The sequence below is a fragment of the Saccharopolyspora indica genome (assembly GCF_027853965.1).
Lineage (GTDB): Bacteria > Actinomycetota > Actinomycetes > Mycobacteriales > Pseudonocardiaceae > Saccharopolyspora > Saccharopolyspora indica.
The window spans coordinates 89949-115117 of the sequence record NZ_JAQGLB010000006.1 but is presented as its reverse complement, the minus strand read 5'-3'; the positions used below and the strand labels follow the sequence as shown (position 1 = coordinate 115117).

Genomic DNA, 25169 nt, shown 5'->3' with positions numbered 1-25169 from the left:
GGAGATGAGGGTGGAGTTTGGCGGACTGATCGTACTGGTGGTCGTCGTACTGCTGGTGCTGATCATCGCGGTGAAATCGGTGATGGTGGTGCCGCAGGCCCAGTCGGCCGTGATCGAACGCCTCGGCAAGTTCCGGTCGGTGGCCGAGCCGGGGCTGACGTTCCTGGTGCCGTTCCTGGACCGGGTGCGCGCCAAGATCGACCTGCGCGAGCAGGTGGTGTCGTTCCCGCCGCAGCCGGTGATCACCCAGGACAACCTGACGGTGTCGATCGACACCGTGGTCTACTTCCAGGTCACGGATTCGCGTTCGGCGGTCTACGAGATCTCCAACTACATCGTCGCGGTGGAGCAGCTGACCACCACGACGCTGCGCAACGTGGTCGGTGCGATGAGCCTGGAGGAGACGCTGACCTCGCGCGATGCGATCAACACGCAGCTGCGCGGGGTGCTGGACCAGGAGACCGGCCGGTGGGGCATCCGGGTCGCCCGGGTCGAGCTGAAGGCGATCGATCCGCCGCCGTCGATCCAGGACTCGATGGAGAAGCAGATGCGCGCCGACCGGGAGAAGCGCGCGATGATCCTCAACGCCGAGGGTGCCCGGGAGTCGTCGATCAAGACGGCGGAAGGTCAGAAGCAGGCCGCGATCCTGGCGGCGGAGGGGCAGAAGCAGGCGGCGATCCTGGCCGCGGAGGCGGACCGGCAGTCCAGCATCCTGCGGGCGCAGGGCGAGCGGGCCAGCCGGTACCTGCAGGCGCAGGGGCAGGCCAAGGCGATCGAGAAGGTCTTCGCGGCGGTCAAGCGCGGCAAGCCCACTCCGGAGCTGCTGGCCTACCAGTACCTGCAGACGCTGCCGCAGATGGCGCAGGGCGACGCGAACAAGGTGTGGGTGGTGCCCAGCGAGTTCGGCAAGTCCCTGGAGGGCTTCGCGCGGATGCTCGGTGCGCCCGGCGACGACGGCGTGTTCCGCTACGAGCCGCCGAAGGAGGAGCCGCCGACCCACGTTCCGGAGGAGGAAGAGGAGTCGGTCAAGGCCTGGTTCGACACCTCGACCACGCCGGAGGTCGCCGAGGCGGTGCGCGCCGCTGAGGCGGTGGCCCGCAAGGAGGTGCCGAGCCCGACGCTCGGCACCGGGCAGCTCCCGCCGCCGGAGCAGCCCAGCTGACAGCTGCAGTTCGTTGAGGGCACCCGCCGCCGGCGGGTGCCCTCAACTCGTTTCCGGGGTGCCGGAGCTGATCGGATCGGACCGCGATGGTCGGGCGCGGCCGGGGTGGGTTCCGGCAGGGTTGATGTGGAAGGGGGACCGCATGATCTCGGCGCTCAACCGGCTCGTCGATCTCGTCGAGGAACACCTCACCGAGGAGTTCGACGTGGCCGCGGCGGCCAGAACCCTCGGCACGACCGAGCACCACCTGCGCCGGATGTTCTCGTCGTTGGCAGGCATGCCGCTGTCGGAGTACGTGCGGCGGCGTCGCATGACCGTCGCCGCCGCCGACCTCGTCCGGGGCGAGGACGATCTGCTCGGCGTCGCCGTCCGGCACGGGTACGGGTCGGCGGAGGCGTTCGGGCGGGCGTTCCGGGCGGTCCACGGTGTCCGTCCCGGCGACGTGCGCCGCGATGGAGGTCCCCTTCGCGCACAACCGCAGCTCAGGTTCCGCCTGACCGTCGAAGGGAGCATCCCCATGGACACCCGCATCGTCGACCGCCCCGCCTTCCGGCTCGCCGGGCACGCAGCCCGGGTTCCGCTCATCCACCGGGGCGTCAACCCGCACATCCAGCGGCACATCGCCGCGCTGCCGCAGGAGGAGCACGCGCGGCTGAAGGCCCTCGGGGACGCCGAACCGGGAGGCCTGCTGCAGGTCTGCGATTCCCTCGATCCCGATGGCACCGAGGGCAGCGAGCTGACCTACTTGCACGGGGTCGCTGTTTCCCGGAGCACTCCGGCTCCCGGTGACCTCGACGTGATCGAGGTACCGGCCGGCAGGTGGGCGGTCTTCCGCACCTCCGGGCCCCATCCGCAGGCCCTGCAGGACGCTTGGGCCGCGACCGCCACCGAGTGGTTCCCGTCCAACCCGTGGCGGCTGCGGCCGGGCCCTTCGATCGTTGCAGTCCTCGAGCGCGCGGCTGACTTCAGCACCGCGACCTGCGAGCTGTGGCTGCCCGTCGAACCGGCGTGAACGCCCGGCCCGGTCAACCTCCGGCGGTGAGGTGGGCCGGGCGCGGACGAGCTCCTCAGCTTCCCGCGTAGGTGCCGAAGCTCCAGAGGTTGCCTTCGGGGTCGCGCACCACGAAGTCGCGTGAGCCGTAGTCCTGGTCGTGGGGTGCGTAGACCGATTCGGCGCCCGCGGCCAGTGCGCGTTCGTAGAGCGCGTCGATGTCGTCGGTGACCACGTAGTTGCTCGCGGAGCCCTTCTGCTGGGCGAACGGGCTTTCCGGGTCGCAGGTGCCGAGCATGATGCCGCCGCCGTGCGGCCAGCGGAGTTCGGCGTGCACGATCTCGCCGTTGTCGCCGGGCACGATCAGGGTTTCTTCGAAGCCGAACGCCTCGACCAGGAAGCGGATGCCCGCCTTCTTGTCGGCGTAGGGGATCAGGGGCCAGATTCCGGTCGTCGTCATGGCCTCAGGATGCGGTGCCGAGGTGCTGCGCGCCTTGGACGAATGGAAGTTCTTCGGCGATCCACCGCGATGGGGTCGTCCCGGCGAACTCCCGCCAGTCGCGGTTGAAGTGGGCCTGGTCGGTGTAGCCGCAGTCGGCCGCGAGGTCGGCCAGGCCGTTCGACCGCCCGGTGACGAGCCGTCGGCGGGCGGCTTGGAAGCGCAGCACGCGGCCGAGGAGCTTGGGGGAGGGGCCGAACTCGCGGCGGAACCGGGCGCCGAGGTGCTGGCGGCTCCAGCCGACTTCGCCGGCGAGTTCCGCGATGGGGATGTGCCCGTCGGTGTCGGTCATCCGCCGCCAGGCCCAGTCCAGTTCGGGGGAGGGCAGGGACACCGGGGCGGCGAGCCGGTGGAGCGTGTCGCAGAGCAGCTCGAAGCGCTGGCTCCAGGTGCTGGCCGCTCGCAGTCTTTCGGTGAGCTCCGCGGCGGCCGGGCCGAGCAGGTCTTCCAGGTGGGTGCCGGTGTCGGCGAGTTCGCCCGCGGGCACGCCCAGCAGTGCTCGTGCGCCGAGCGGGGTGAGGCCGAGCTGGATGCCGTGCTGGAACCCGCCGTGCTCGATCTGCGCGGGTTTGCGGTGCAGCCCGCCGACCAGCGTTGTGCAGGACACCTGGTGGCCGGTGTCGAAGGTGACGTCCACGGTCTCGGCCAGCGTGATGATCACGGTCAGGCTGGCGGAGGGCATGCCGTGGTGCACGCCGGGCGCGGAGTGCACCCGGTATCCGCTGATGTCGCTGATCAGCGCCCGCAGGCGGGGTGGCGGGGTTGTCTGGACGTACTGCGACGGAGCCACGACCAGAGGTTAGGCGTTCCCGCCGACATGCGTCGCCGGGAACGCAGTTTTGTAGTGTCGGTCATTTCAGTGCTGAATGAAATTAAACTTCCAACCCGCACGTCGACCACTGCGACCGTCGAAAGACAGCTTCAGAGCTCGGAGTCCGGGTCGAGGTAGGGGCCGCCGGCGATGCCGAAGGCGCGGACGGTGCCGAGCAGGTGCTCGCGCAACCGGGCTTTGGCCAGGTCCGCGTCGCCGTCCCGCAGTGCTGCCGCGAGCTGGGCGTGCTGGTGGGTGATGCGAGGTCGGGCGGTGTGGGTGCGGGCGGTGGCGGTGATGCGCATCTGCTTGTCGCGCAGGGCGTTGTAGAGGTCGGCGACCACGGAGTTCCCGGCGGCGGCGACCAGCGTGGCGTGGAAGGCGCGGTCGGCTTCGTGCATGTCTGCGTCGCTGAGCTCGGCGGTGTCGCAGGCCGGGTGTGCGGCCAGCTCGTCGCCGACGGCGGTCATGGCGTCCGGGCCCTGCGCGGCGAGCTTGTCGATGGCGAAGCTCTCCAGGGCCAGGCGGGCTTCCACCACCGCGCGCGCTTCGGGTGCGGTGACCGGTACGACCAGTGCGCCGCGTTTCGGGTAGAGCCGCAGGAACCCCTCGGTCTGCAGGCGCAGGAAGGCCTCGCGCACCGGTGTGCGGGACATCTGCAGGGCACCGGCCACTTCGCCTTCGGAGAGCAGTTCGCCGTCCGGGTAGCTGCCGTCCAGGAGGCCGGCCTTGACGTGCTGGTAGGCGCGGTCGGCGGCGGGCGCCTCGGGAGTGGTGGAGGACACGGTTTCGCGTGGTGTTGCGCTCGACACGAGGTCATCGTACTTCCACCCAACTTGTATCTATGGTGGATACAAGTTTTTCCGGGAGAGGAGTTCCGAGTTGTCCGGCACGGCCACGGCCCCGCACCCCGCTCGCAGGCGGGCCGATCACAGCACTTCCACGCGCACGGCGTGGCTGGTGTGGGGGATCGGCGCGATCTGCTACTGCGCGGCACTGTTCCACCGAGCGAGCCTGGGCGTCGCCGCGCCGGAGGCGTTGCAGCGATTCGCGATCGGTCCGGCGATGCTGTCGCTGTTCTCGGCCCTGCAGCTGGGCATCTACCTGGCGCTGCAGGTGCCGTCCGGGCTGCTGGCCGACCGGCTGGGGCCGCGGAAGGTGATCACCGGCGGCATGGTGGCGCTGGCCGCGGGATCGGCGGTGTTCGCGGTGAGCGGGTCGATCGTCGGCGGCATCGCCGGTCGGATGCTGATCGGTTTCGGTGACGCGTTCATGTTCACCAACGTGCTGCGGCTGGCCGCGCACTGGTTCCCGCCGCACAAGTTCGGCAAGGTCGCGGCGATCACCGGCCTGGCCGGTGGGCTGGGGCAGATCGTGTCCACGCTGCCGCTGGGGCTGGCGCTGCACAGCATCGGCTGGGTGCCCACCTTCGCCGGCGCTGCGGTGCTGACCGCGGGCCTGGCGGTGGTCGCGGCGCTGGCGATCCGCGACCGGCCGGATCACGCCGTGGTCTCCAGCGCTCCGGCCCCGGAGCCGGAGCGGATCGCGCACACGCTGCGGCACGTCATCGCGCAGCGGGGCACCAAGCACTCCTTCTGGGTGCACTTCGTGCTGATGGCGCAGTTCGTCGCGGTGACGACGTTGTGGGGCGGGCCGTGGCTGACCGAGTCGCAGGGGCACGGTCAGGCCGAGGTCGGGTCGTTGCTGCTGATCAGCGTGGTCGGTTTCATCGCGGGTTCCTGGTTCTCGGGGCAGTTCATCTCCGGCAACCCGGTGCGCCGCGACCGGTTCGGCCTGGGGTTGTCGTGCGCGGTGGTGGCGGTGTGGGCGCTGCTGGTGGGCTGGCCGGGTGTGCTGCCGATGCCGGTGCTGGTGGTGGCGCTGGTGATCATCGGTGTCGGTGGTGGTGCGGCGATGCTGGCCTTCGACGGGGCGCGGATGGCCAATGCCGAGCACCGGTCGGGGACCGCTTCGGGTGTGGTCAACATGGGTGGTTTCAGCGCGGCGGTGCTGATCCAGCTGCTGGTGGGCGGAGTGCTGCAGTTCGTGTCGTTCCTGCCTGCGGCGCAGGCCTACCGGTGGGCGTTCGCGCCGGTGCTGGTGCTGCTGGCGGTGGGTACCGCGGCGCAGTGGTGGTTGCGGGAGCGGCGGTAGCGCGCGGTGTCGCACTCCCCACGGGCGCGGTGGTGCGGTTAGGGTCGGGCGGCGGACCCGGTCGGCCGTGGGCGGTCGGCCCAGCGATGGAGGTTGTTGTTGACCGCGGCGCTGGAACTGCACAACTACGTCGGCGGCGAGCCGGTGGGGACGCTGGCGGGGGAGACGTTGCCGCTGGTGGATCCGAGCACCGGTGAGGAGTACGGCACCAGTCCGCTGACCCGCTGGATGGACGTGGACGCGGTGATGTCGGTGGCGGCCGAGGCCTTCGGGTCGTGGTCGCAGAGCACGCCGCGGCAGCGGCAGCAGGTGCTGCTGGAGGTGGCCGATGCGGTGGAGGAGCGCGCGGAGGAGCTGGTGCTGGCGGAGTGCCGCAACACCGGCAAGCCGTGGTCGGTGGTGCGTGACGAGGAGCTGCCGCGGGCGGTGGATCTGATTCGCTTCTACGCGGGGGCGGCGCGGGTGCAGGAGGACGGTTCGGGTGGTGAGTACGAGCCGGGGCTGACGTCGTTCTCGCGGCGTGAGCCGATCGGGGTGTGCGCGCAGGTGACGTCGTGGACGCATCCGTTGTTGCTGGCGGTGGCGAAGTTGGCTCCGGCGTTGGCGGCGGGCAACGCGGTGGTGCTCAAGCCGGCGGAGACGACGCCGGTGAGTTCGGCGTTGCTGGTGGAGATCGCGGGTGAGCGGTTGCCGGCGGGGGTGCTGAACTTGATCTGCGGTGATCGGGACAGCGGCCGGGCGATGGTGGCGCACGAGGTGCCGGGGATGTTCTCGATCACGGGGGACGGTGCGGTCGGGGATGGAGGTGGCGGGTTCGGCGGCTGCTGATCTCAAGCGCGTGCACCTGCAGTTGGGTGGTAAGGCGCCTGCGGTGGTGTTCGAGGATGCGGATGTGGGGCGGGCGGCGCGGGGGATCGCGGTGGCGGCGTTCGGCAATGCGGGGCAGAGCTGCACGGCGGCGAGCCGGGTGCTGGTGGGTGCGGGGGTGTACGAGGAGCTGGTGGCGGAGTTGGTGCGGTGGGCCGGGGTGATGCGGCCGGGGCCGCCGCAGGATCCGGATGCGGCGTTCGGGCCGTTGAACAGTCTTGGTCAGCTGGAGCTGGTGCAGGCGCATTTGGCGCGGTTGCCCGCGCATGCGCGGGTGCTGGTGGGTGGTGGTCGTCGGGGTGAGCGGGGGTTCTTCCACGAGGCGACGGTGGTGGCCGGTGTGGTGCAGGACGATGAGCTGGTGCAGAACGAGGTGTTGGGGCCGGTGGTGACGGTGCAGCGCTTCGAGGGTGAGCGGGAGGCGGTGGAGCTGGCCAACGGGGTGCGTTATGGGTTGGCGGCGAGTGTGTGGACGCGTGATCACGGGCGGGCGATGCGGGTGTCGCGTGGTTTGCAGGCGGGCACGGTGTGGGTGAACGCGCACCATCCGCTGGTGGCGGAGATGCCGCACAGCGGGTTCAAGCATTCGGCTTCGGCGCGGGATTTCGGGCGTTACGGGTTGGCGGAGTACAGCCGGATCAAGCACGTGATGTCGGCGTGGGAGGAGGGCTGATCTGCTGCTGGTCGCGGGTGGCGATGGCGAGCAGGGCGGCGGCGGAGCCGGTGAGGCGGAGTCCGGCTCGCCAGACGGCGTGCAGGGGGCGGCGCAGGTCGAGGTCGGTGACGGGGATTTCGACGAGGCGGTGTTCGGCGAGGTCGGTGGCCACGGCCAGGACGCTGAGGGCGGCGGGTCCTGCGCCTGCGACGACGGAGTTGCGGACTGCGGTGGTGGAGCGGAGTTCGAGCAGTGGGGTGACGGGTTCGGTGCCGGTGTCGGTGAGGGCGCGGTGCAGGGTTTCGCGGGTGCCGGAGCCGTGTTCGCGGACGATGAGCGGGGTGGCGGCGAGTTCGGTGGGGGTCAGTGGGCGGCGCAGGCGGGTCCAGGGGTGTCCGGGTGGGGCGACGACGATCATGTGGTCGCGGGTGACGTAGCGGACGGAGACGCCGTCGGGTGGTTGCGGGGTTTCGATGAAGCCGATGTCGGCGTTGTCGTGGCGGACGGCTTCGGCGACGGCGGCGGAGTTGGTGACGTCGAGTTCGAGGTGGACGTCGGGTAGTGCGGTGCGGAGTTGGCTGAGCCAGCGGGGGACGAGGTATTCGGCGATGGTCATGCTGGCGGCGACGCGCAGGGTGGCTTTCTGCTGGGCGCGGAGGGCGCGGACGCCGCTCATGAGGCCGTCGATGTGGGCGAGGACTTGGCGGGCCCAGTCGCGGACCATGGTTCCGGCGGGGGTGAGGGTGCAGCCCTGGCGGGTGCGTTGGAGCAGGGGCAGGCCGAGTTGTCGTTCGAGGCGGCTGAGTCGTTTGCTGGCGGCGGGTTGGCTGATCTGGAGTTCGGCCGCGGCGGCGCCGATGCTGCCGAGGTCGGCGACGCCGACGAGCAGGCGCAGCGATTCGGTGTCGGGCGGGGTCATGTCGTCAGGGTAGGTGGTTGTGGGGGTGTTTCCGCGGTGGATGGGGTTGTGGTGCTGTTCGGGCATTCCGTGAGGTTATGACGTCCTGTGCGGTTCGTGGCTACTGCGGGGCGCTGGTTGCGGCGAGTCTGGTGGTCGTGACGAAGACGGTGAGCGGTGCGCGGGCGGGTTTTGCGGTGTTGTGGCCGGGGCTGGCGGTGACGGTGGCGGCGGTCGTGGTGTCGATGGCGGTCGCGGGTGTGGTGCCTGCGGTGAGTGCGTTGACGGTGGCGGTGGTGCTGGGTGTGGTGGCGGGCAATGTGCCGGGGTTTCCGGTGGCGGCGCGTGCGGGTGTGGCGTGGTCGGCGAAGAAGTTGTTGCGTTCTGGTGTGGTGTTGCTGGGGTTGCAGTTGTCGGTGGGGCAGGTGCTGGGGTTGGGTGCGGGCACGGTGGTGGCGGTGCTGCTGGTGGTGGTGGTGACGTTTGCGGGCACGGTGCTGCTGGGGCGGTTGTTGGGTGTGTCGCGGGGTTTGTCGTTGTTGGTGGCGACGGGGTTCTCGATTTGTGGTGCTTCTGCGGTGGCGGCGGTGGAGGGGGTGGTGGAGCGCGATGATGAGGATGTGGCCACGAGCGTGGCGATGGTGACGGTGTTCGGCACGGTGTCGATGCTGGGTTTGCCGGTGTTGTTCTCGGCGTGGGGGTTGTCGGCGGAGGAGGCGGGGAGGATCGCCGGGGGCAGCGTGCACGAGGTGGCTCAGGTGGTGGCGGCGGCGTCGCCGGTGGGTGCGGCGGCGGTGGCGATCGCGGTGGTGGTCAAGCTGAGCCGGGTGGTGCTGCTGGCGCCGGTGGTGGCGGTGGTGAGTTTGCTGGAGCGGCGCCGCAGCGCTGGGGCGGGGCCGCGTCCGCCGGTCATGCCGCTGTTCGTGCTGGGTTTTCTGCTGGCGGTGGCGTTGCGCAGCACTGGTGTGCTGCCGGTGGTGGTGCTGGATGTGGCCAAGCAGCTGACGACGTTGTTGCTGGCGGGTGCGTTGTTCGCGCTCGGTTTCAGCGTGCGGATCAGGGCGTTGCTGCGCAACGGTCCGAAGGCCTTCGCGCTGGGTGCCTGTTCGACGGTCCTGGTCACCGCTGTCGGGATTGCCGCTATGTTGTCATTGGCTTGAGCAGGTCCAGGTTGGTGCGAAAACCATTTTGAACAATGGCTAATTGTTGATCTTAGTGGGGTGTGGGGGAAAGGGTTTTGAGCGCGTTTCACCTTGCCTGCGGAAACTGTCCGGAGATGCCGCGTGATCGCTCGCGCGAGTGGTCGTGATTCCCTTTGGTGTGGCAGCCAAAGCGGGCGGGGTTGCAGTGATGCAACGTGGGTCCTGCCGGTCGGTGGCCCCCGGATTCCGGAACTCCGGGACAGCTGGTGCCGATTCGGTGACGATCACAACGTGGATGGGAGTTCAAGCAATGCGCACTTCGCTTCGCCTTATCGGTGTCACCGCTGCTTGCGCCGCGGCGCTGGCCATCGGCTCGCCCGCCTTCGCCGGTGGGGGCGACCACGCGTCCTCAGGGGCTTACGGCGGCAGCGGTGCCGGCGGCAACGGCGGCGTCGGTGTGAACCTCGCCAGTGGTATCAGCGCTCTGTCCAGCGGTGACGGCGGCAACGCCTCCGCGGGCAGCGGCGGCTTGGGACAGGGCGGCGACGCTTCGTCCTTCGCAGGCAACTGACCTGGGTTCGGAGATTCGGCTCTGAGAAGTGTGCCGACCGGCTGCACGGCCGGTCGGCACGTTCTCTCGTCGCGTGGGAAACAGCTCTGCGGAATCGCGAGCTGAAGCAGCATTTCCAGTTCGCCTGCGAGGGTGTTCCTTAATTTGCGTCCGCTGGTGGCTGGGGTTGATCGCCGCGCCACCGTCCGCCCGGGTTATGGAAAGCGTGCTTTCCATTTCTCGTCGGCGGATGGTGGCCATTCGTCATGTCCGGTGGCCGGTGTGGTGAATTAGCGGCGATTTCCGGGTTTCGTCATTGCTCAGCGGGGAGCGCGGGTCCAGGGGCGGGCTTGTTCGAAGGCTCGGGCGGCGCGCAGGACGGTGGCGTCGGCGTGGCGGGGACCGATGATCTGCAGGCCGATGGGCAGGCCTTCGGTGGTGTGGCCGCAGGGGATGCTGGCGGCCGGTTGCTGGGTCATGTTGAAGGGGTAGGTCAGCGGGGTCCAGCTGGTCCAGCGCTGCCCGGCCGAGCCGGGGGGTGCTTCGTGGCCTGCTTCGAACGCCGGGATGGGCACGGTCGGGGTCAGCAGCAGGTCGTAGGTCTGGTGGAAGGCGCCCATGCGCTGGCCGAGGAGCATGCGGGTGTTGGTGGCTTCCAGGTAGTCCTGGGCGGAGTAGGTCAGGCCCTGCCGGCAGATCTCGTGCAGTCCGGGGTCGAGCAGGTTGCGTTGTTCGGTGGTGAGGTGCTCGGTGGACTTGGCGGCGCCGGAGAACCACAGGACGTGGAAGTCGGTGACGGGGTCGCTGATGCCCGGCGGGTCGGTTTCTTCCACCGCGGCGCCGAGTTCTTCGAAGGTCCGCGCGGCGTTGGTGACGGCGCGGGCGATCTCGGGGTGCACGTCGGTGCCGAATCCGAGGTCGAGGCTGACGGCGATGCGCAGCCCGCGCACGCCGGCGTCCAGACCGTCGGTGAAGGACGTGGTGGGTGGTTCCAGCGCGGACCAGTCGCGGACGTCGGGCTCGGAGAGCACGTCGAGCATCAGCGCGGTCTCGGTGACGGTGGTGGTCATCGGTCCGGCGTGGGCGAGCGTGCCGTAGGGGCTGGCGGGGTAGTGGGGGATGCGGCCGTAGGTCGCTTTGAGCGCGACGATGCCGCAGAAGGAGGCGGGGATGCGCACGGAGCCGCCGCCGTCGGTGCCGATGGCCAGCGGCGCCATGCCCAGTGCGACGGCCGCGGCCGCTCCGCCGCTGGAGCCGCCCGCGGTGCGGGTGGGGTCCCACGGGTTGCGGGTGATGCCGGTCAGCGGGCTGTCGGTGACGCCCTTCCACGCCAGTTCCGGGGTGGTGGTCTTGCCGACGAAGACCGCGTTGTGCTCCCGCAGGCGGGCCACGGAGGGCGCGTCGGCGTCCCAGCGCTGGTGCGGGTCGATGGTGCGCGAGCCGCGCAGCGTCGGCCAGTCCCGGGTGAGGAAGATGTCCTTGATCGAGGTCGGCACCCCGTCCAGCCGTCCCTCGGGTTGGCCGCGCTGCCAGCGCTGTTCGGAGGCGCGGGCCTGCTGCAGCGCGCGTTCGCCGTCGACGAGGCAGTAGGCGTTGACGGCGGGGTCGGCTTCGGTGATGCGCTGCAGGACGGCCTCGGTGGCCTCCACCGGGGACAGCTCGCCGCTTGCGTAGGCGGCGAGCAGCTCGGGAGCGGTGAGGTCGGCGGGCTGGGTGTCGGCCAAGTCAGTTCTCCGTTCCGCTGATGTATCCGCGCTGCTTGTCCACGACGTTGGTCAGCGGCGCGCCTTCGGTGTAGGCGCGCAGGTTGGTGAGGAACAGGTCGACGAGCTCGTCGACCCAGCCGGCGGTGTCGCCGGACATGTGCGGGGAGACCAGCACGTTCGGCATCTCCCACAGCGGCGAGTCGGCGGGCAGCGGCTCGGTGTCGAAGACGTCGAGCGCGGCCCCGGCCAGCTGCCCGGCGCGCAGTGCGGCGATGAGGTCGGGTTCGACGACGAGTTCGCCGCGGCCGACGTTGATCAGGCGGGCGGTGGGGCGGCAGCGGGCGAGGACGTCGGCGTCGATGAGGCCCTTGGTCTGCTCGGTCAGCGGTGCGGCCAGCACCACGTAGTCGAAGGCGCCGATGAGGTGGGCGAGATCGGCGGAGGCGTGCACGTCGCCGAAGTCGGGATCGCCGGAGCGCGCGGTGCGGCCGGCGCCGGCGACGCGCAGGCCCGCGGCGGTGAGCTGTCCGGCGATGGCGCGGCCGATCGGTCCGGTGCCCACGATGAGCGCGGATTTGCCCGCGATGCGTTCGGTGACGCGGTGCTGCCACTGCTTGCGGTCCTGCAGCCGCAGCGTGGTGTGCATGTCCTTGGCGAAGGTGAGCACGGTGCCCAGGACGTATTCGGCCATGGGGCCGTCGAAGACGCCGCGGGAGTTGGTCAGCACGACGTCGGACTCGCGCAGGGCGGGGAACAGCAGCCGGTCCACCCCGGCGCTGCAGGCGTGCACCCATCGCAGCGATTCAGCGTGCGGCCAGGCGTCGGCGATGGCCTCGGAGCGGAAGGCCCAGACCAGCAGCACGTCCGCGCCGGCCACCGCGGTGGGCAGCTCGTGGGCTTGGGCGTAGCGGAGTTCGGCGCTGGCCCCGATGCGCTCGAGCTCGGCGGGCGGGGTGCCGTCGTGCAGGAGCACGACGGTGGGCGTGCGGTTGATCATGTGGCCGACCTTAGGTGCTCGTGGGTCCGGGTGGTGGTTGCGCGGCGTCGCGGGCGTGGCGCGGCGGGGGTGGCTTTTCCCGCCGCAGGCCTGGGAAAACACACTCGGCCGGAGGCATTGACACGCTAGGAAGCGCTCGTAGGATTGTCAACAATCCACGGGTACCCTCGACGGACGAGGTGATTCCCGCCCGGCCCCGGGGCGCGCGGGTCCGGAGGAGATGAGTCAACGTCCCCACTCCTTGCGAACGGGAGATCCCGATGCCCAGGTACCTGTCGATCACGCTGGAGAAGCGCGGTGTGTCCTGTGTGGCCGAGCTGCTGGACAAGGACGCCCCCCGGACCTGCGAGGCGGTGTGGCAAGCGCTCCCGCAGGTCGGGCCGGTGCACCACGCCAAGTACGCCCGCAACGAGATCTACACGATGGTGCCGCGCTTCGCCGCGGACGAACCCGGCCAGGAGAACCCCACCGTCACCCCGATCCCGGGCGACGTCGTCTACTTCTCCTTCCCCGGCGGCATGCTCGACCGCGCCTTCAAGGAGGAGAAGGGCATCGAGGCGCTGCCCGGGGTGATCGACCTGGCGATCTTCTACGGCCGCAACAACCTGCTGCTCAACGGTGATGTCGGCTGGGTGCCGGGCAACGTCTACGCCACCATCGTCGAGGGCCTGGACCGGATGGCCGAGGCCTGCCACGACGTGTGGCGCTCGGGCAGCGTCGGCGAAACCCTGCGCTACGACCGCTACGAGAGTTGACGGGAGCGCCGCCATGCCGCCTGACTTCCTCGGGGCGGTGCCGGGCCCGCAGCCGCAGCGCGGCGTGGGCGTGATCGCTCCGTTCGACCTGGCGCTGGACCGCGAGCTGTGGCGGTGGGCGCCGGGGGAGGTGTCGCTGTACCTCACGCGCACCGCGTTCGTGCCGGTACCGGTGACCGTCGAGCAGGCCAACCTGGTCTCCGACGAGGCGGCGGTGCACGGGGCGACCCGCGACCTGCTGGTCCCCGAGCCGGAGGTGGTGGCCTACGCCTGCACCTCGGGCAGCTTCGTCAACGGTGCCACCGGGGAGCGCCGGCTGGTCGAGGTGATGCTGCAGGCCGGTGCCCCGGCGGCGGTGACCGCCTCGGGTGCGCTGGTGCAGGCGTTGCAGCTGCTGGGCATCGACCGGATCGCGGTGGCCACGCCGTACGTGGCCGCCGTGACCGACCGGCTGCGCGAGTTCCTCGACGAGTACGGCATCGAGGTGGTGGCCAGCGTCGGGCTGGGGCTGCTCGGCCAGATCTGGAAGGTCGACTACCGGCAGGTGGTGGAGATCGTGCGTTCGGCCGACCGCCCGGAGGCCGAGGCGATGTTCGTCAGCTGCACCAACCTGCCCACCTACGACATCATCGGCCCGCTGGAGCAGGAGCTGGGCAAACCGGTGCTGACCGCCAACCAGGTCACCCTCTGGGCCGCGCTGCGCTCGATGGGGCTGCAGGCGGTGGCCTCCCAGCAGCGGCTGCTGCAGGCCCTGGAGGAGCCTGCGGCGTAGCGCGGCCCGGCTTCGAAAAGCGCAAGATCCGATTACGAGCACCAGGCCGCCGCGAACCGTGCGATAACATTGTCAACAATCGACCGGTCGCCTGAAGGTACGCGGCGGTGGCAGTCCGACGTCGAGCGAGGATGGAGCACCCGGTGCCGCACACCGCAGGAATTCTCTACCCCGGCTACAGCGCCGAAGACGACTACCCGACCCTGCAACGCCTGCTCGGCGACGACGTGCGCCTGCCGCTGGTGCACACCCTGATGCGCGAGGACGCCCACCGCGTCGACGCGCTGCTGGACATCGGCTCCGAGCAGGTGCTGGCCGACGGTGCCCGCGAGCTGCTGGCCCACGACGTGCAGTCGGTGATCTGGGCGTGCACCTCGGGCAGCTTCGTCTTCGGCAGGCAGGGCGCGCGGGAGCAGGTGGAGAAGCTGCAGGCCGTCACCGGCCTGCCCACCTCCAGCACGTCCTTCGCGTTCGTGCGCGCCGCGGCGCGGCTGGGGCTGCGGCGGGTCGCGGTGGCCGCGACCTACCCGGCCGACGTGGCCGCGAAGTTCGTGGAGTTCTTGCAGGCCGACGGGCTGGAGGTGGTGCGGTTGTCCAGCCGGGGCATCATCACCGCCGCCGAGGTCGGCACGCTGGGGCGCGAGGAGGTGCTGGCCTTCGCCGCGGCCAACGACGACGACCGGGCCGATGCGCTGCTGATGCCGGACACCGCGCTGCACACCGCGGCGTGGCTGGAGGAGCTGGAGGAGCAGCTCGGCAAACCGGTGCTCACCGCCAACCAGGTCAGCGCCTGGGAGGCGTTGCGGCTGGCCGGTGCGCAGCAGGCGCGCGACGGATTGGGAGAGCTGTTCCGCAGCGGAACAGGCGGGGAGCGCAGTGGCTCCCCGGATTGAGGAGATGGTGTCAGGTGCTCGGGACCGACGAGCAGAACCAGCAGCCGGGTGAGTTAGAGCCGGTGCAGCGCAAGTCGACCGCCGCGATCGTGGCCGACCAGCTGCGCGCGGCGATCATGTACGGGTCGCTGCCGCCGGGCAGCCAGCTGGGCGAGGCCGAGCTGGCCGCCCGGCTGGGCGTGAGCCGGGGGCCGCTGCGGGAGGCGATGCAGCGGCTGGTCGCCGAAGGGCTGCTGCGCAGCGAGCCGCACCGCGGGTTGTTCGTGATGGACCTCGACACCGCCGACGTCCAGGACATCTACCTGGCGCGGCTGGCCGTCGAGCGCGCCGCGTGCGAGCAGATCGTGCGCCATCACCGGGTGGAGGCGGTGGCCGAGCTGACCGCGGCCCAGAGCCGGATGGTCGCCGCCGCGGGCAAGGGCGACCCGATCGAGCTCGCCGATGCCGACCAGGAGTTCCACGAAACCCTGGTGCGGGTCTCCGGCAGCGCCCGGCTGCAGCGCATGGCGCAGACCCTGCTGGTGGAGAAGCGGATGTGCCTGACCGCTCTGCAGGACAAGTACCACGCCGACGTGCAGGCGCTGGTCGACGAGCACAAGGGCCTGGTGGACGCGATCGAGGCGGGCGACGAGGAACTGCTGCTGGCCCGCCTGCAGGCCCACATGACCGACGCGCTGGAGCGCCTCAACGGTTCTATGGCCGGCTGATCACGAGCGCCTCCGGGCTCACGGCGCGGCCTCGGCGACTCCTCGCAGGAGTCGCCGAGGCCGCGCCGTGAAGCGTCACAGGCCGCCGACGGCGATGTACTTGGTCTCCAGGAACTCCTCGATGCCGACCTTGCCGCCTTCCCGGCCCAGCCCCGAGTGCTTGACGCCGCCGAAGGGGGCCGCCGGGTTGGACACGATGCCCTGGTTGAGGCCGACCATGCCGCTCTCCAGCGCTTCCGACACCCGCAGCGCGCGCTGCAGATCACGGGTGTAGAGGTAGCTGACCAGGCCGTACTCGGTGTCGTTGGCCTGGGCGATGACCTCCTGTTCGTCGGTGAAGGTGGTGATCGGTGCGACCGGCCCGAAGATCTCCTCCCGGCTCATCCGCGCCTGCAGCGGCACCCCGGAGAGCACCGTGGGCCGGTAGAAGTAGCCGTCACCGTCGGCGACCGAACCGCCGGTGACGACCTCGGCGCCCTGCTGCACCGCATCGGCCACCAGGTCGCGCACCTTGCCCAGCTGGGTGTCGTCGATCAGCGGCCCCACCTGCACCTCTTCGCTGACACCGCGGCCCACCCGCAGCCCGGACATCCGCTCGGCCAGCCGGCGGGAGAACTCCCCGGCGACCTCGGCGTGCACGTAGAACCGGTTGGCCGCGGTGCAGGCCTCGCCGCCGTTGCGCATCTTGGCCAGCATCGCGCCCTCGACGGCGGCGTCGAGATCGGCGTCGGCGAACACGAGGAACGGGGCGTTGCCGCCCAGCTCCATCGACACCCGCAGCACCTGCTCGGCGGACTGCTCGATGAGCTTGCGGCCCACCGCGGTCGAACCGGTGAACGACAGCTTGCGGGCCCGGCCGTCGCGGATCATCGGTTCCATCAGCCGGCCCGCGCTGCGCGAGGTGACCACGTTGAGCACCCCGTCGGGCAGCCCGGCCTCCTGCAGGATCCCGGCCAGCGCCAGCATCGACAGCGGCGTCTGGTGGGCCGGTTTGATCACCGAGGTGCAGCCGGCGGCGATGGCCGGGCCGATCTTGCGGGTGCCCATCGCCATCGGGAAGTTCCACGGGGTGATCAGCAGCGCCGGGCCCACCGGCTGGCGCATCACCAGGAACCGGCCCGAACCGTTGGGCGCCACCGCGTAGTCACCGCCGATGCGCACCGCCTCCTCGGCGAACCAGCGGAAGAACTCCGCGGCGTAGGTGATCTCGCCGCGCGACTCGGTCAGCGGCTTGCCCATCTCCAGGGTCATCAGCAGCGCCAGGTCCTCGTGCCGGGACATGATCAGCTCGTAGGCGCGGCGCAGGATCTCCCCGCGCTCGCGGGGCGGGTGCTTGGCCCAGCTCTCCTGCGCTTCGGAGGCGGCGGCCAGCGCGGCCAGGCCGTCGTCGGGGGAGGCGTCGGCCACCGAGCACAGCGCCCGGCCGGTGGAGGGGTCTTCCACCTCGTAGCTGCGCTCGCCGGTGGCCGGGCGCCACGCGCCGCCGATGAACAGCTGCTTGGGTGCGGCGTCGACGACGGTGGCCTCTCGGGGGTGCTGGTGGACTGAAATGGTCATGGCAGGCGAACCCTTCCGGCTCGGACGGTGGACAGCGACGCTCCGTGATGGTTGCATGACACGCGAGATTGTCGACAATCCTACATTTTCACAACGCTTGGAGTCGATCATGGCTGAGCTCTCGCCGGCACTCAAGCAGGCCACGCCGGTCCTGGCCGCCCGCGGCGAAGGGATCTACCTCTACGACGAGCAGGACCGGCGATACCTGGACTTCACCGCCGGCATCGGCGTCACCAGCACCGGCCACTGCCACCCGCGCGTGGTCGAAGCCGCGCAGCGCCAGGTCGCCACCCTCATCCACGGCCAGTACACGACAGTCATGCACCGCCCGCTGCTCGAGCTGACCGACCGGCTCGGCGAAGTGCTGCCGGCCGGCCTGGACCGGCTGTTCTACGTCAACTCCGGCAGCGAAGCGGTCGAGGCCGCGGTGCGGCTGGCGCGGCAGGCCACCGGCAGGCAGAACATCGTGGCCCTGCAGGGCGGCTTCCACGGCCGCACCATGGGCGCCGGCGCGCTGACCACCTCCGGCACCAAGGTGCGCGCCGGGATCGGCCCGATGATGCCCGGCGTGGTGTTCACCCCGTTCCCCGAGCCCTACCGGCACCGCTGCGCCGAAGCCGAGGCCGTCCGCTTCGCCCTGGCCGAGTTCGACCAGCTCCTGGTCACCACCAGCGCCCCGCGCGACACCGCGGCGATCATCGTCGAACCGGTCCTCGGCGAAGGCGGCTACCTGCCGGCACCACCGGAGTTCCTCACCGGCCTGCGCGAGCGCGCCGACCGGCACGGCATCCTGCTCATCGTCGACGAGGTGCAGACCGGCGTCGGGCGCACCGGCCGGTTCTGGGGCCACGACCACGCCGGCATCCGCCCCGACATCCTCATCACCGCCAAAGGCCTGGCCAGCGGCTTCCCGATCTCGGCCATCGCCGCGCCCGAGGCGCTGATGAGCCAAGCCTGGCCGGGCTCGCAGGGCGGCACCTACGGCGGCAACGCGGTGGCCGCCGCCGCCGCGATCGCCACCCTCGATGTGGTGCGCGACGAGAAGCTCGTCGACAACGCCGCCGAGCAGGGCCAGCGGCTGCGCGACGGACTGCGCGCCATCGCCGCGGGCCAGCCGCTCATCGGCGAGGTCCGCGGGCTCGGGCTGATGGTGGCCAACGAGTTCACCGCAGCCGACGGCACCCCGGACGCCGCGACCGCGGCCCGCGCGCACGCCGCCGCGGCCGAGCGCGGCCTGCTGCTGCTGACCTGCGGCCCGCACGGCAACGTGGTGCGCATGATCCCGCCGCTGATCGTCACCGGCGACCAGATCGACGAAGCCCTCCGGCTGTGGGGCGAGGCCGTCGAGGCGGCGGTGACCGGCTGACCAGCGGTACCGGTGGTGGGTGTGATCTGGGCCTCGCACCCACCACCAGCCGAAACGAACGCACCTGGTCACCGTTCGATAGCAGGGGCTGTACGCGGCCCGGTCGTCTGGAATGCTGCACGCCGACGATCGACGCGTGCGGGACGCACCCGCATTGGAACCTACGCAGGTGTGAGCATGAGCGACGACTGGTCGGCTGGTCGACAGCCGAGAGGCCGCAGGCCCCAAGGCGGCGGTTACGACTACTACCGCGGCTCCCGCGGCCCGGACGGACCACCGCCACCGCCAGGGCGTCGTCCGCCGCCCCCGCGCGGCGGCCACCGGCCGCCGGTGGACGATGACCGACCGCCGCCCCGCGGGCCACGCCGCAAGAAGCGCTGGGGCCGGCGCATCGGCATCACCGCACTGGTGCTGCTGGTGCTGCTGGGCGGCCTGGTGATCTACTTCGACAGCACCCTGCAGCGCACCGCGGCCCTGGACTTCGAGGGCCCGGCCCCGGACTCCTCCGGCACCAACTGGCTGCTGGTCGGATCCGACAGCCGCGAAGGCCTCGACGACGCCCGCCGCGAAGAGCTCTCCGCCGGTGACGCGGGCGGGCGCCGCACCGACAGCATGATGCTGGTGCACATCCCCAGCGGCGGCGGGCAGCCGGCCATGATCAGCCTGCCGCGGGACTCCTACGTCTCCATCCCCGGCCACGGCAAGACCAAGCTCAACTCGGCCTTCGCCTTCGGCGGCCCGCAACTGCTCGCCCAGACCGTCGAGCAGGCCACCGGAGTGCACATCGACCACTACGCCGAGATCGGCTTCGGCGGGTTCGCCGACCTCGTCGACGCCGTCGGCGGGGTCGAGATGTGCCTGGACAAGCCGATGAAGGACGAGAAGGCCGACATCGACCTGCCGCAGGGCTGCCAGACGCTGGACGGGCGCAACGCGCTGGGCTTCGTGCGGGCCCGCTACTCCCTGGCAGGCGGCGACCTCGAACGCGCCGAGAACCAGCGCAAGCTGCTGGGCGCCCTGGTCAAGCAGGCCACCACCCCGACCACCCTGATCAACCCGTTCCGGCTGTTCCCGCTGGCCTCGGGCGCGAGCAAGACGTTCCTGGTCGACGACGGCGACCACCTGTGGCACCTGGCGTCGCTGGCGCTGGCGCTGGGCGACATCAGCGGCGGCGAAGGGGTGACCACCAGCGTGCCCTTCGGCCGCTTCGGCCGCGACGCCAACGGCGGCTCGGTCATCATCTGGGACTCCGACGGCGCCTCCCGCATGTTCGACGCGATCGCCAACGACCGGCCGATCCCACCGGACCTGCTGGAGAAGTGACCCCGACACGATGCGGGCCGCCCCCGGAAAGACCCGGGAGCGGCCCGCATCGCCGTTGGGAGGGACGATCAGGAGGCGAAGCGCCGCAACTGCTTGGTGTTGCCGTTGAAGCTGTCCTGCCCGCCCGGCAGCGGCCCCGCATCACCGTGCTGCCAGATGCTCTGGTAGTCCCAGCCCGCGGGCAGCTCACCGATCTGCGGCGCGTAGCGGGCGATCCACAGCGGGTTGTTCGCCGCGAAGTCCGGGTTGGCGCCGGTGCAGCGGTTCCACCAGTCGGTGGTGGTGTAGATGGCCGGGAACCGGCCGGTGCGGGCGTGGTAGGTGTTGGAGAAATCGGCGATCCACCGCGACATCGCGGCCGGGTCCAGCCCGTAGCAGCCGTCGCCGTAGGGGTTGTACTCGATGTCCAGCGCCCCCGGCAGGGTTCGGCCGTCGCGGTGCCAGCCGCCACCGCTGTCGACGAAGAAGTGCGCTTGCTGAGCGCCGCTGGAGCGGTCGGGCAGCGCGAAGTGGTAGGCGCCGCGGACCATGCCCACCGCGTGCGATCCGTCGTACTGCTGGGCGAAGCTGGTGTTGCGGAACCCCGATCCCTCGGTGGCCTTGACGTAGGCGAAACGCGCCCCGTCGGCCCAGGCCCGCGGCCAGTCCACATTGCCCTGGTGGCCGCTGACGTCCATTCCGGACACCACACCGGCGGGCAGCTCCGGCGGCTGGGCGCTGCGGTCGGCCGGAAGGCTGTAACCGGCCCACGCCCCGTTGGGGTCCTGCGGGTCGAGCAGCGGCGCGCTGCGGGCACTGGTGGTGGTTTCGGCATGGGCGGCACCGGTGACCACAGTGGCCGCCGCGACCAGCGCGGCCAGCAGCCCCGCCGTCCTACGTGGACGGCCGGGCCGGGAACGCCGGTGGTTGTCGTTGAACGAACGTCGCACTGAGCTCGCCTCCTCACCGACGCGGAATCCGTCGCCGAGCGGAGCCGGGGCAGCTGCCCGGCGGGGAATGAGGATCTTCTGGCGATCGGAGAATAACCCGGCACCCCGGGCACCGCCGGGCACCGACGCGCCGATTCGCCGGGTTCGCCCGGTACGGCCAGTCCACAGTGGTGCGCCGGTGACGCAGATCTCGGCGATTGGAGAATCCCGGCGCCATCGGGTAGGTCTCGGGCATGGCACAACGAGCGGGTGGCCGCGCGGCGGGGCGGCACGGATACCGGAGACGAACCGACGATCGCGAACCCACCGGCGGTGACCGCGGCGACGAGCAGGCGCTGCGGCAGCAACTGCGCGCCATGCACGGCGCCAGCTACGGCCGCTACAAGTCGCTGCGCGGCCAGTGGCGCTTCCCGGGCTTCACCCTGCAGATCCAGCGCGTGCAGCCCGACCCGTTCGCCCCCGCCAGCCGCTGCGAGGTCCGCGTCACCGGCGAGACGGCCGGTTTCCCCGAGCAGCTGCGGCGGTCACCGGTGCGGGCCCGGGCCCTGGCCGGCTACCTCGTGCGGGCTGCGCACCGCCACCTCGGCGACAGCAGGCTGCGCGTCGACGCCGGCGGCCAGCAGGTCCTGGACCGCTCGGCCTGCCAGCTGCACGGCGGCGAGGTGGTGCTGCGGCTGGGCATCGACCTGCCGGGACGCGGCCGCACCATCGACGGCCGCCAGGCCGAACGGGCGCTGTGCGACGAGCTGCCGGAGGTCGTGGAGACCGCGCTGCGCTGGGCCACCGCCGACCAGCCGCGGGTGCGGGAGTTCGTGGCGTCGGTGGAGGACACCGACGCGCTGCGCCGCCAGCTGCCCGGCCTCGGGCTCATCGCCTTCGTCGCCGACGGCTCGGTGCTGCCGCGGCGCAGCGGCGTCGACGAACGCCCGTTGCCCGGCGGCGTGCCCTTCCGCTCCCCGGAGTCGATGCGGGTGAGCGTCGAGCTGCCCAACCGCGGCCGGGTGAGCGGGATGGGCGTGCCCGAGGGGATCACGCTGATCGTCGGCGGCGGCTTCCACGGCAAGTCCACGCTGCTGCGCGCGCTGGAGTTCGGCGTCTACGACCACGTGCCCGGCGACGGCCGGGAACTGGTGGCCTGCCGCGCCGAGACCGTCAAGATCCGCGCCGAGGACGGCAGGCGGGTGCACCGCGTGGACGTCAGCCCGTTCGTCAGCCACCTGCCCACCGGCGCCGACACCACCGACTTCTCCACCGACAACGCCTCCGGTTCGACCTCGCAGGCCGCGGCGATCGTGGAAGCGGTGGAAGCCGGTGCCACGGCGCTGCTGGTCGACGAGGACACCGCGGCCACCAACCTGATGATCCGGGATGCCCGGATGCAGGCGCTGGTGGCCAAGTCCGCCGAACCGCTGACCCCGTTCGTGGACCTCATCCGCCCGCTGCGCGCCGCGCACGCGGTGTCCACGGTGCTGGTGATGGGCGGCTCCGGGGACTACGTGGACGTCGCCGACCAGGTGGTGATGCTCGAGGACTACCACGCCCACGACGTCACCGCCCGCGCCCGGCAGCTGGCCGCCCAGCCCACCGGCCGCCACCGCGAGGCCGAGACCTTCCCGCCGGTGCGCCACCGCGTGGTCGATCCGCGCTCCATCCCCACCGACCGGCCCAAGGTCCGCGCCCGCGGCGTGGACGCGCTCACCCTGGGGGAGTCCACTGTGGAGCTGCGCGGGGTGGAGCAGCTGGTCGACCCCGCGCAGGTCACCGGCATCGGCCTGGCGCTGGTCAGCTGCGCCCGCCGCGGCGTCCTCGACGGCAGCCGGACGGTGGCCGAGGTGCTGGCGGCCTTCGCCGCCGACGTCGCCGAGCGCGGCATCGCCGCCGTCGACGACCGCCACGTCGGGGACTTCGCGGTCCCGCGGCCCCTGGACCTGGCCGCGGCCCTCAACCGGCTGCGCGCGCTGCGGATCTCCGGGTTCCGGAGCTGATCAGCCGCCGGTGAGGTCGTCGCTGCGGCCCGCGCGCAGCCGGGACCACTGGGCGGTGGGGCGGCCGTCGGTGCGCATGCGCCCACCGCCGGCCGGCCAGCCCGCCGGTGAGTCCTCCCAGTCCTCCTGCCTGCCGTAGGCGGTGATGTCCAGCAGCCCGTAGGAGGGCGCCATGATCTCCACGCCCCGGCCGGTGGTCCAGTAGGTCTCGAACACCCGCTCACCGCGGCGCAGGTAGCACACCAGCAGGAACGACGCGGTGCGCCCGGCGCGCAGGACGTCCATGGACTCCTGCGCCGAGTACCAGGGCACCTCCCAGCCCATGAAGTCGCGGTAGGCGACGCTCTCGTCGTAGGGGCCCTGGCACAGCGTCGCGTAGGTGACGTCGTGGGCGTGGAAGTGGGACAGCTCCCGGACCTGGCCGTTGAAGTAGGTGCAGCCCTCGCACTGCTCGGCGGCGCTGTGCCCGTCGTGCCACATGTGGAAGTAGGCGATCAGCTGCGTGCGGCCCTCGAAGGCGGCCAGCAGCGTGGTGGGCCCGTCCGGGCCGGTCAGCGGGGTGGCCGCGTCCACCTCGACCATGGGCAGCCGCCTGCGGGCCGCGGCGATCGCGTCTCCGCGGCGGGTGTGGGCCTTCTCCTGGACCCGCAGCGCCTCCACCTCGGCCAGCCAGGTCGCGCGGTCGACCACGGCGGGCATCCCGGGTCCGGTGGTGGGATCAGCGTTCATCGTCGTCTCCTTCGTTGCGTTCCAGGTGGTGCTTCAACGCGTTGAGCGAGCTGTCCCAGTCGCGGGCGAGCGCGGCCAGGAACTGCTGCGCGACCTGCATCGGGCCGGATCGCAGCCGGTAGCGGACGCGGCGCCGCTCCCCGTGCTCGGAGGCGACCAGCCCGGCCTGGGCGAGCAGGGCGAGGTGCTTGGCGATCGCCTGCCGGGTGATGGGCAGCCGGGCCGCCAGGTCCGTGGCGGTGGCCGGTCCCGCCGAGGCCAGCTCGGCGAGGATGGTGCGCCTGCTGGGGTCGGCCAGGGCGGTGAAGACCTGTTCGGCGATCGCCTCGGCGTCAGGCCGCATCGAGGTGCTCGGCCAGCTCGCCGAGCTCGCGCGCCCAGCCCTCGGTGTGGCTGTCGTAGACCTCGCGGTAGTGCTCGTCGGGCAGCTGCGCGAAACCGGTCTCGACCACCGTCAGCCGGGTTCCCGAGCCCGCCGGTTCGAGGGTGAACTCGACGTAGGTGCGGCGCGGGTCCTGGCCGGGCAGCTCGGAGATCTGCCAGGTGAACCCGAACACCGACGGCTCCTCGACCCGCTCCACGCGCAGGTGGGTGGCCGGTTCGCCGTGCCAGATCAGCCGTCCGGCACCGCCGGGGTGCAGCTGGATCTCGGCTTCGTCGCCGAACCAGGAGCTGAGCCCCTCGGCGGTGGTGAGCGCGGCCCACACCTCCTGCGGCGCCCGGTCGAGCTGCACGGTGCGTTCGATGCGGTCGGGGAAACCCATGGCGGAACTCCACTAAGTAGCAACCAGTCAGTTGCGACTATATAGCAATCAAGTGGTTGCTACAACGCCGCGCGGGGTTTCGCCCGGCGGCCCCGGGCGCGCATCATCGAGAGGAGCGGATTCGCCCGGAACGCTGCCGCGCACCGGGCGCGGCGGACGGGAGGCGGTGATGCCTCGCATGGCTTTCCCGGACCGGACCACCGCCGGCTACGCCGACCGCAGGCACGCCGGCCGGGTGCTGGCCCGCCGGATGAGCGGACTGGAGCTGACCGACCCCGTCGTGCTCGGCCTGGCCCGCGGGGGAGTGCCGGTGGCCGCCGAGGTCGCACGCGCGCTCAAGGCACCGCTGCGGGTGTGCGTGGCGCGCAAGATCGGCGCACCGAGCCAGCCGGAACTGGCCGTCGGGGCGGTCACCGCCGAGGGCCCGGCCAGCTACGACCCGCACCTGGTGCGCTCGTTCCACCTCGACGAGCGCACCCTGCACGCCGCCTGCGAGCGCGAACGCGCCGAAGCCCGTCGCCGGGAGCGGCTGTTCCAGCGCGGCGAGCCGGTGCCGCTGGCCGGCCGCGACGTGGTGCTCGTCGACGACGGCCTGGCCACCGGCGCCACCGCCAGGGCCGCGGTGCGGATGCTGCGCGAGTCCGCACCGCGCAGCATCGTGCTCGCGGTACCGGTGGGCTCGCCGGACGCGGTGGCCGCGCTGCGCCAGGAGGCCGACGAGGTGCTCTGCGTCCTGCAACCGGTCGGCTTCGCCGCGGTGGGGCAGTGGTACCGCGACTTCCGGGCCACCACCGACCAGGAGATCCACGACATCCTCGCCGAGTCCGGCTGAGCGGTCCGACTCGCCGGAGGACGCGGGCGGGCGAGCCCTTCCGGGCCGGTTGTCGCCGAAGGGCTCCGGTGGGGGTCGGGAACGATCTTGCGCTGGTGGGCGCACGGTGGGTGCGCTGCGGAGAA

The 25169-nt window shown here is 71.4% G+C and carries 24 protein-coding genes and 1 pseudogene; 14 read left to right on the top strand and 11 right to left on the bottom strand.

What is annotated here, in order from left to right; all coding sequences use genetic code 11:
- Positions 1-82 precede the first annotated feature (82 nt).
- Together OU416_RS15660 and OU416_RS15655 are read left to right on the top strand one after the other, a co-directional pair.
- Positions 83-1162 (top strand): SPFH domain-containing protein, encoded by a 1080-nt coding sequence (locus OU416_RS15660; RefSeq protein WP_372907203.1) that lies wholly within the window; start codon positions 83-85, stop codon positions 1160-1162.
- Positions 1163-1304: 142 nt separating this feature from the next.
- Positions 1305-2174 carry an AraC family transcriptional regulator gene (locus OU416_RS15655; protein WP_270927690.1) on the top strand — a complete coding sequence of 290 codons (870 nt, stop codon included), beginning with the start codon at positions 1305-1307 and terminating at the stop codon, positions 2172-2174.
- A 55-nt stretch (positions 2175-2229) separates the two neighbouring features.
- On the opposite strand, the gene OU416_RS15650 is transcribed toward OU416_RS15655, so the two are convergent.
- From OU416_RS15650 to OU416_RS15640, 3 genes are all read right to left on the bottom strand, one after another.
- Positions 2230-2613 carry a VOC family protein gene (locus tag OU416_RS15650; RefSeq protein WP_270927689.1) on the bottom strand — a complete coding sequence of 128 codons (384 nt, stop codon included), beginning with the start codon at positions 2611-2613 and terminating at the stop codon, positions 2230-2232.
- A 4-nt stretch (positions 2614-2617) separates the two neighbouring features.
- The gene (locus OU416_RS15645; protein ID WP_270927688.1) at positions 2618-3442 is read right to left on the bottom strand and encodes a helix-turn-helix domain-containing protein; all 825 of its coding nucleotides are present in this window, start codon (positions 3440-3442) and stop codon (positions 2618-2620) included.
- A gap of 131 nt (positions 3443-3573) precedes the next feature.
- Positions 3574-4275, bottom strand: coding sequence for a GntR family transcriptional regulator (locus OU416_RS15640; protein WP_270927687.1), 702 nt, complete (start codon positions 4273-4275; stop codon positions 3574-3576).
- Positions 4276-4345: 70 nt separating this feature from the next.
- Between OU416_RS15640 and OU416_RS15635 the strand changes: the two genes are divergently transcribed.
- On the top strand, positions 4346-5617 hold the full coding sequence (locus OU416_RS15635) for an MFS transporter (RefSeq protein ID WP_270927686.1): 1272 nt from the start codon (positions 4346-4348) through the stop codon (positions 5615-5617).
- Positions 5618-5716: 99 nt separating this feature from the next.
- A pseudogene (locus tag OU416_RS15630) lies at positions 5717-7157 on the top strand (aldehyde dehydrogenase family protein).
- Here the strand turns inward: OU416_RS15630 and OU416_RS15625 are convergent.
- Positions 7123-8058 (bottom strand): LysR family transcriptional regulator, encoded by a 936-nt coding sequence (locus tag OU416_RS15625; RefSeq protein WP_270927685.1) that lies wholly within the window; start codon positions 8056-8058, stop codon positions 7123-7125. The pseudogene OU416_RS15630 and the gene OU416_RS15625 overlap by 35 nt on opposite strands.
- A gap of 137 nt (positions 8059-8195) precedes the next feature.
- Here OU416_RS15625 and OU416_RS15620 point away from each other — a divergent pair, with 137 nt between their 5' ends.
- Positions 8196-9197, top strand: a complete 1002-nt coding sequence (locus tag OU416_RS15620; protein ID WP_270927684.1) for a YeiH family protein — start codon at positions 8196-8198, stop codon at positions 9195-9197.
- A gap of 292 nt (positions 9198-9489) precedes the next feature.
- On the top strand, positions 9490-9750 hold the full coding sequence (locus OU416_RS15615; RefSeq protein ID WP_270927683.1) for a hypothetical protein: 261 nt from the start codon (positions 9490-9492) through the stop codon (positions 9748-9750).
- Positions 9751-10049: 299 nt separating this feature from the next.
- Here the strand turns inward: OU416_RS15615 and OU416_RS15610 are convergent, their stop codons facing one another.
- A complete protein-coding gene (locus tag OU416_RS15610; RefSeq protein ID WP_270927682.1) occupies positions 10050-11453 on the bottom strand; it encodes an amidase in 1404 nt (467 codons plus the stop codon).
- 1 nt (position 11454) lies between these two features.
- On the bottom strand, positions 11455-12432 hold the full coding sequence (locus OU416_RS15605; RefSeq protein WP_270927681.1) for a D-2-hydroxyacid dehydrogenase: 978 nt from the start codon (positions 12430-12432) through the stop codon (positions 11455-11457).
- Between the two features lie 260 nt (positions 12433-12692).
- Here OU416_RS15605 and OU416_RS15600 point away from each other — a divergent pair, with 260 nt between their 5' ends.
- The 4 genes from OU416_RS15600 to OU416_RS15585 all read left to right on the top strand — a co-directional run bounded on the left by OU416_RS15600 (position 12693) and on the right by OU416_RS15585 (position 15559).
- The gene (locus OU416_RS15600) at positions 12693-13187 is read left to right on the top strand and encodes a DUF3830 family protein (RefSeq protein ID WP_093353239.1); all 495 of its coding nucleotides are present in this window, start codon (positions 12693-12695) and stop codon (positions 13185-13187) included.
- Between the two features lie 13 nt (positions 13188-13200).
- The gene (locus OU416_RS15595; protein WP_270927680.1) at positions 13201-13959 is read left to right on the top strand and encodes a maleate cis-trans isomerase family protein; all 759 of its coding nucleotides are present in this window, start codon (positions 13201-13203) and stop codon (positions 13957-13959) included.
- Between the two features lie 143 nt (positions 13960-14102).
- Positions 14103-14852 carry a maleate cis-trans isomerase family protein gene (locus OU416_RS15590; protein ID WP_456300277.1) on the top strand — a complete coding sequence of 250 codons (750 nt, stop codon included), beginning with the start codon at positions 14103-14105 and terminating at the stop codon, positions 14850-14852.
- A 14-nt stretch (positions 14853-14866) separates the two neighbouring features.
- Positions 14867-15559 carry a GntR family transcriptional regulator gene (locus OU416_RS15585; RefSeq protein WP_270927678.1) on the top strand — a complete coding sequence of 231 codons (693 nt, stop codon included), beginning with the start codon at positions 14867-14869 and terminating at the stop codon, positions 15557-15559.
- Between the two features lie 75 nt (positions 15560-15634).
- On the opposite strand, the gene OU416_RS15580 is transcribed toward OU416_RS15585, so the two are convergent.
- Positions 15635-17116, bottom strand: a complete 1482-nt coding sequence (locus OU416_RS15580; protein ID WP_270927677.1) for an NAD-dependent succinate-semialdehyde dehydrogenase — start codon at positions 17114-17116, stop codon at positions 15635-15637.
- A 109-nt stretch (positions 17117-17225) separates the two neighbouring features.
- Between OU416_RS15580 and OU416_RS15575 the strand changes: the two genes are divergently transcribed.
- Together OU416_RS15575 and OU416_RS15570 are read left to right on the top strand one after the other, a co-directional pair.
- Entirely contained in the window at positions 17226-18482 is a 1257-nt protein-coding gene (locus OU416_RS15575; RefSeq protein ID WP_270927676.1) for an aspartate aminotransferase family protein, read from the top strand.
- Positions 18483-18659: 177 nt separating this feature from the next.
- Positions 18660-19805 (top strand): LCP family protein, encoded by a 1146-nt coding sequence (locus tag OU416_RS15570; RefSeq protein WP_270927675.1) that lies wholly within the window; start codon positions 18660-18662, stop codon positions 19803-19805.
- Between the two features lie 68 nt (positions 19806-19873).
- Here the strand turns inward: OU416_RS15570 and OU416_RS15565 are convergent, their stop codons facing one another.
- The gene (locus tag OU416_RS15565; RefSeq protein ID WP_372907204.1) at positions 19874-20656 is read right to left on the bottom strand and encodes a lysozyme; all 783 of its coding nucleotides are present in this window, start codon (positions 20654-20656) and stop codon (positions 19874-19876) included.
- Between the two features lie 311 nt (positions 20657-20967).
- Here OU416_RS15565 and OU416_RS15560 point away from each other — a divergent pair, with 311 nt between their 5' ends.
- Positions 20968-22719, top strand: a complete 1752-nt coding sequence (locus tag OU416_RS15560) for an ABC-ATPase domain-containing protein (protein ID WP_270927673.1) — start codon at positions 20968-20970, stop codon at positions 22717-22719.
- On the opposite strand, the gene OU416_RS15555 is transcribed toward OU416_RS15560, so the two are convergent.
- Genes OU416_RS15555 through OU416_RS15545 form a run of 3 tightly spaced genes read right to left on the bottom strand, consistent with a single transcriptional unit; the run spans position 22720 to position 24212 of the window.
- The gene (locus OU416_RS15555; protein ID WP_270927672.1) at positions 22720-23448 is read right to left on the bottom strand and encodes a DUF899 family protein; all 729 of its coding nucleotides are present in this window, start codon (positions 23446-23448) and stop codon (positions 22720-22722) included.
- On the bottom strand, positions 23438-23791 hold the full coding sequence (locus OU416_RS15550; protein ID WP_270927671.1) for an ArsR/SmtB family transcription factor: 354 nt from the start codon (positions 23789-23791) through the stop codon (positions 23438-23440). The genes OU416_RS15555 and OU416_RS15550 overlap by 11 nt, the downstream gene beginning before the upstream one ends.
- Positions 23781-24212, bottom strand: a complete 432-nt coding sequence (locus OU416_RS15545; protein ID WP_270927670.1) for an SRPBCC domain-containing protein — start codon at positions 24210-24212, stop codon at positions 23781-23783. Before OU416_RS15545 ends, OU416_RS15550 begins: the two co-directional genes overlap by 11 nt.
- A 178-nt stretch (positions 24213-24390) precedes the next feature.
- Between OU416_RS15545 and OU416_RS15540 the strand changes: the two genes are divergently transcribed.
- Positions 24391-25044: a phosphoribosyltransferase gene (locus tag OU416_RS15540; RefSeq protein WP_270927945.1), complete on the top strand. Its 654-nt coding sequence runs from the start codon at positions 24391-24393 to the stop codon at positions 25042-25044.
- Positions 25045-25169: the final 125 nt, after the last annotated feature.

Coding starts and splice junctions, on each gene's coding strand:
- OU416_RS15655 (WP_270927690.1), top strand. CDS start 1,305: ATGATCTCGGCGCTCAACCGGCTCGTCGATCTCGTCGAGGAACACCTC.
- OU416_RS15600 (WP_093353239.1), top strand. CDS start 12,693: ATGCCCAGGTACCTGTCGATCACGCTGGAGAAGCGCGGTGTGTCCTGT.
- OU416_RS15650 (WP_270927689.1), bottom strand. CDS start 2,613: ATGACGACGACCGGAATCTGGCCCCTGATCCCCTACGCCGACAAGAAG.
- OU416_RS15570 (WP_270927675.1), top strand. CDS start 18,660: ATGAGCGACGACTGGTCGGCTGGTCGACAGCCGAGAGGCCGCAGGCCC.
- OU416_RS15595 (WP_270927680.1), top strand. CDS start 13,201: ATGCCGCCTGACTTCCTCGGGGCGGTGCCGGGCCCGCAGCCGCAGCGC.
- OU416_RS15575 (WP_270927676.1), top strand. CDS start 17,226: ATGGCTGAGCTCTCGCCGGCACTCAAGCAGGCCACGCCGGTCCTGGCC.
- OU416_RS15540 (WP_270927945.1), top strand. CDS start 24,391: ATGGCTTTCCCGGACCGGACCACCGCCGGCTACGCCGACCGCAGGCAC.
- OU416_RS15615 (WP_270927683.1), top strand. CDS start 9,490: ATGCGCACTTCGCTTCGCCTTATCGGTGTCACCGCTGCTTGCGCCGCG.
- OU416_RS15605 (WP_270927681.1), bottom strand. CDS start 12,432: ATGATCAACCGCACGCCCACCGTCGTGCTCCTGCACGACGGCACCCCG.
- OU416_RS15555 (WP_270927672.1), bottom strand. CDS start 23,448: ATGAACGCTGATCCCACCACCGGACCCGGGATGCCCGCCGTGGTCGAC.
- OU416_RS15550 (WP_270927671.1), bottom strand. CDS start 23,791: ATGCGGCCTGACGCCGAGGCGATCGCCGAACAGGTCTTCACCGCCCTG.
- OU416_RS15560 (WP_270927673.1), top strand. CDS start 20,968: ATGGCACAACGAGCGGGTGGCCGCGCGGCGGGGCGGCACGGATACCGG.
- OU416_RS15625 (WP_270927685.1), bottom strand. CDS start 8,058: ATGACCCCGCCCGACACCGAATCGCTGCGCCTGCTCGTCGGCGTCGCC.
- OU416_RS15545 (WP_270927670.1), bottom strand. CDS start 24,212: ATGGGTTTCCCCGACCGCATCGAACGCACCGTGCAGCTCGACCGGGCG.
- OU416_RS15580 (WP_270927677.1), bottom strand. CDS start 17,116: ATGACCATTTCAGTCCACCAGCACCCCCGAGAGGCCACCGTCGTCGAC.
- OU416_RS15660 (WP_372907203.1), top strand. CDS start 83: ATGGTGGTGCCGCAGGCCCAGTCGGCCGTGATCGAACGCCTCGGCAAG.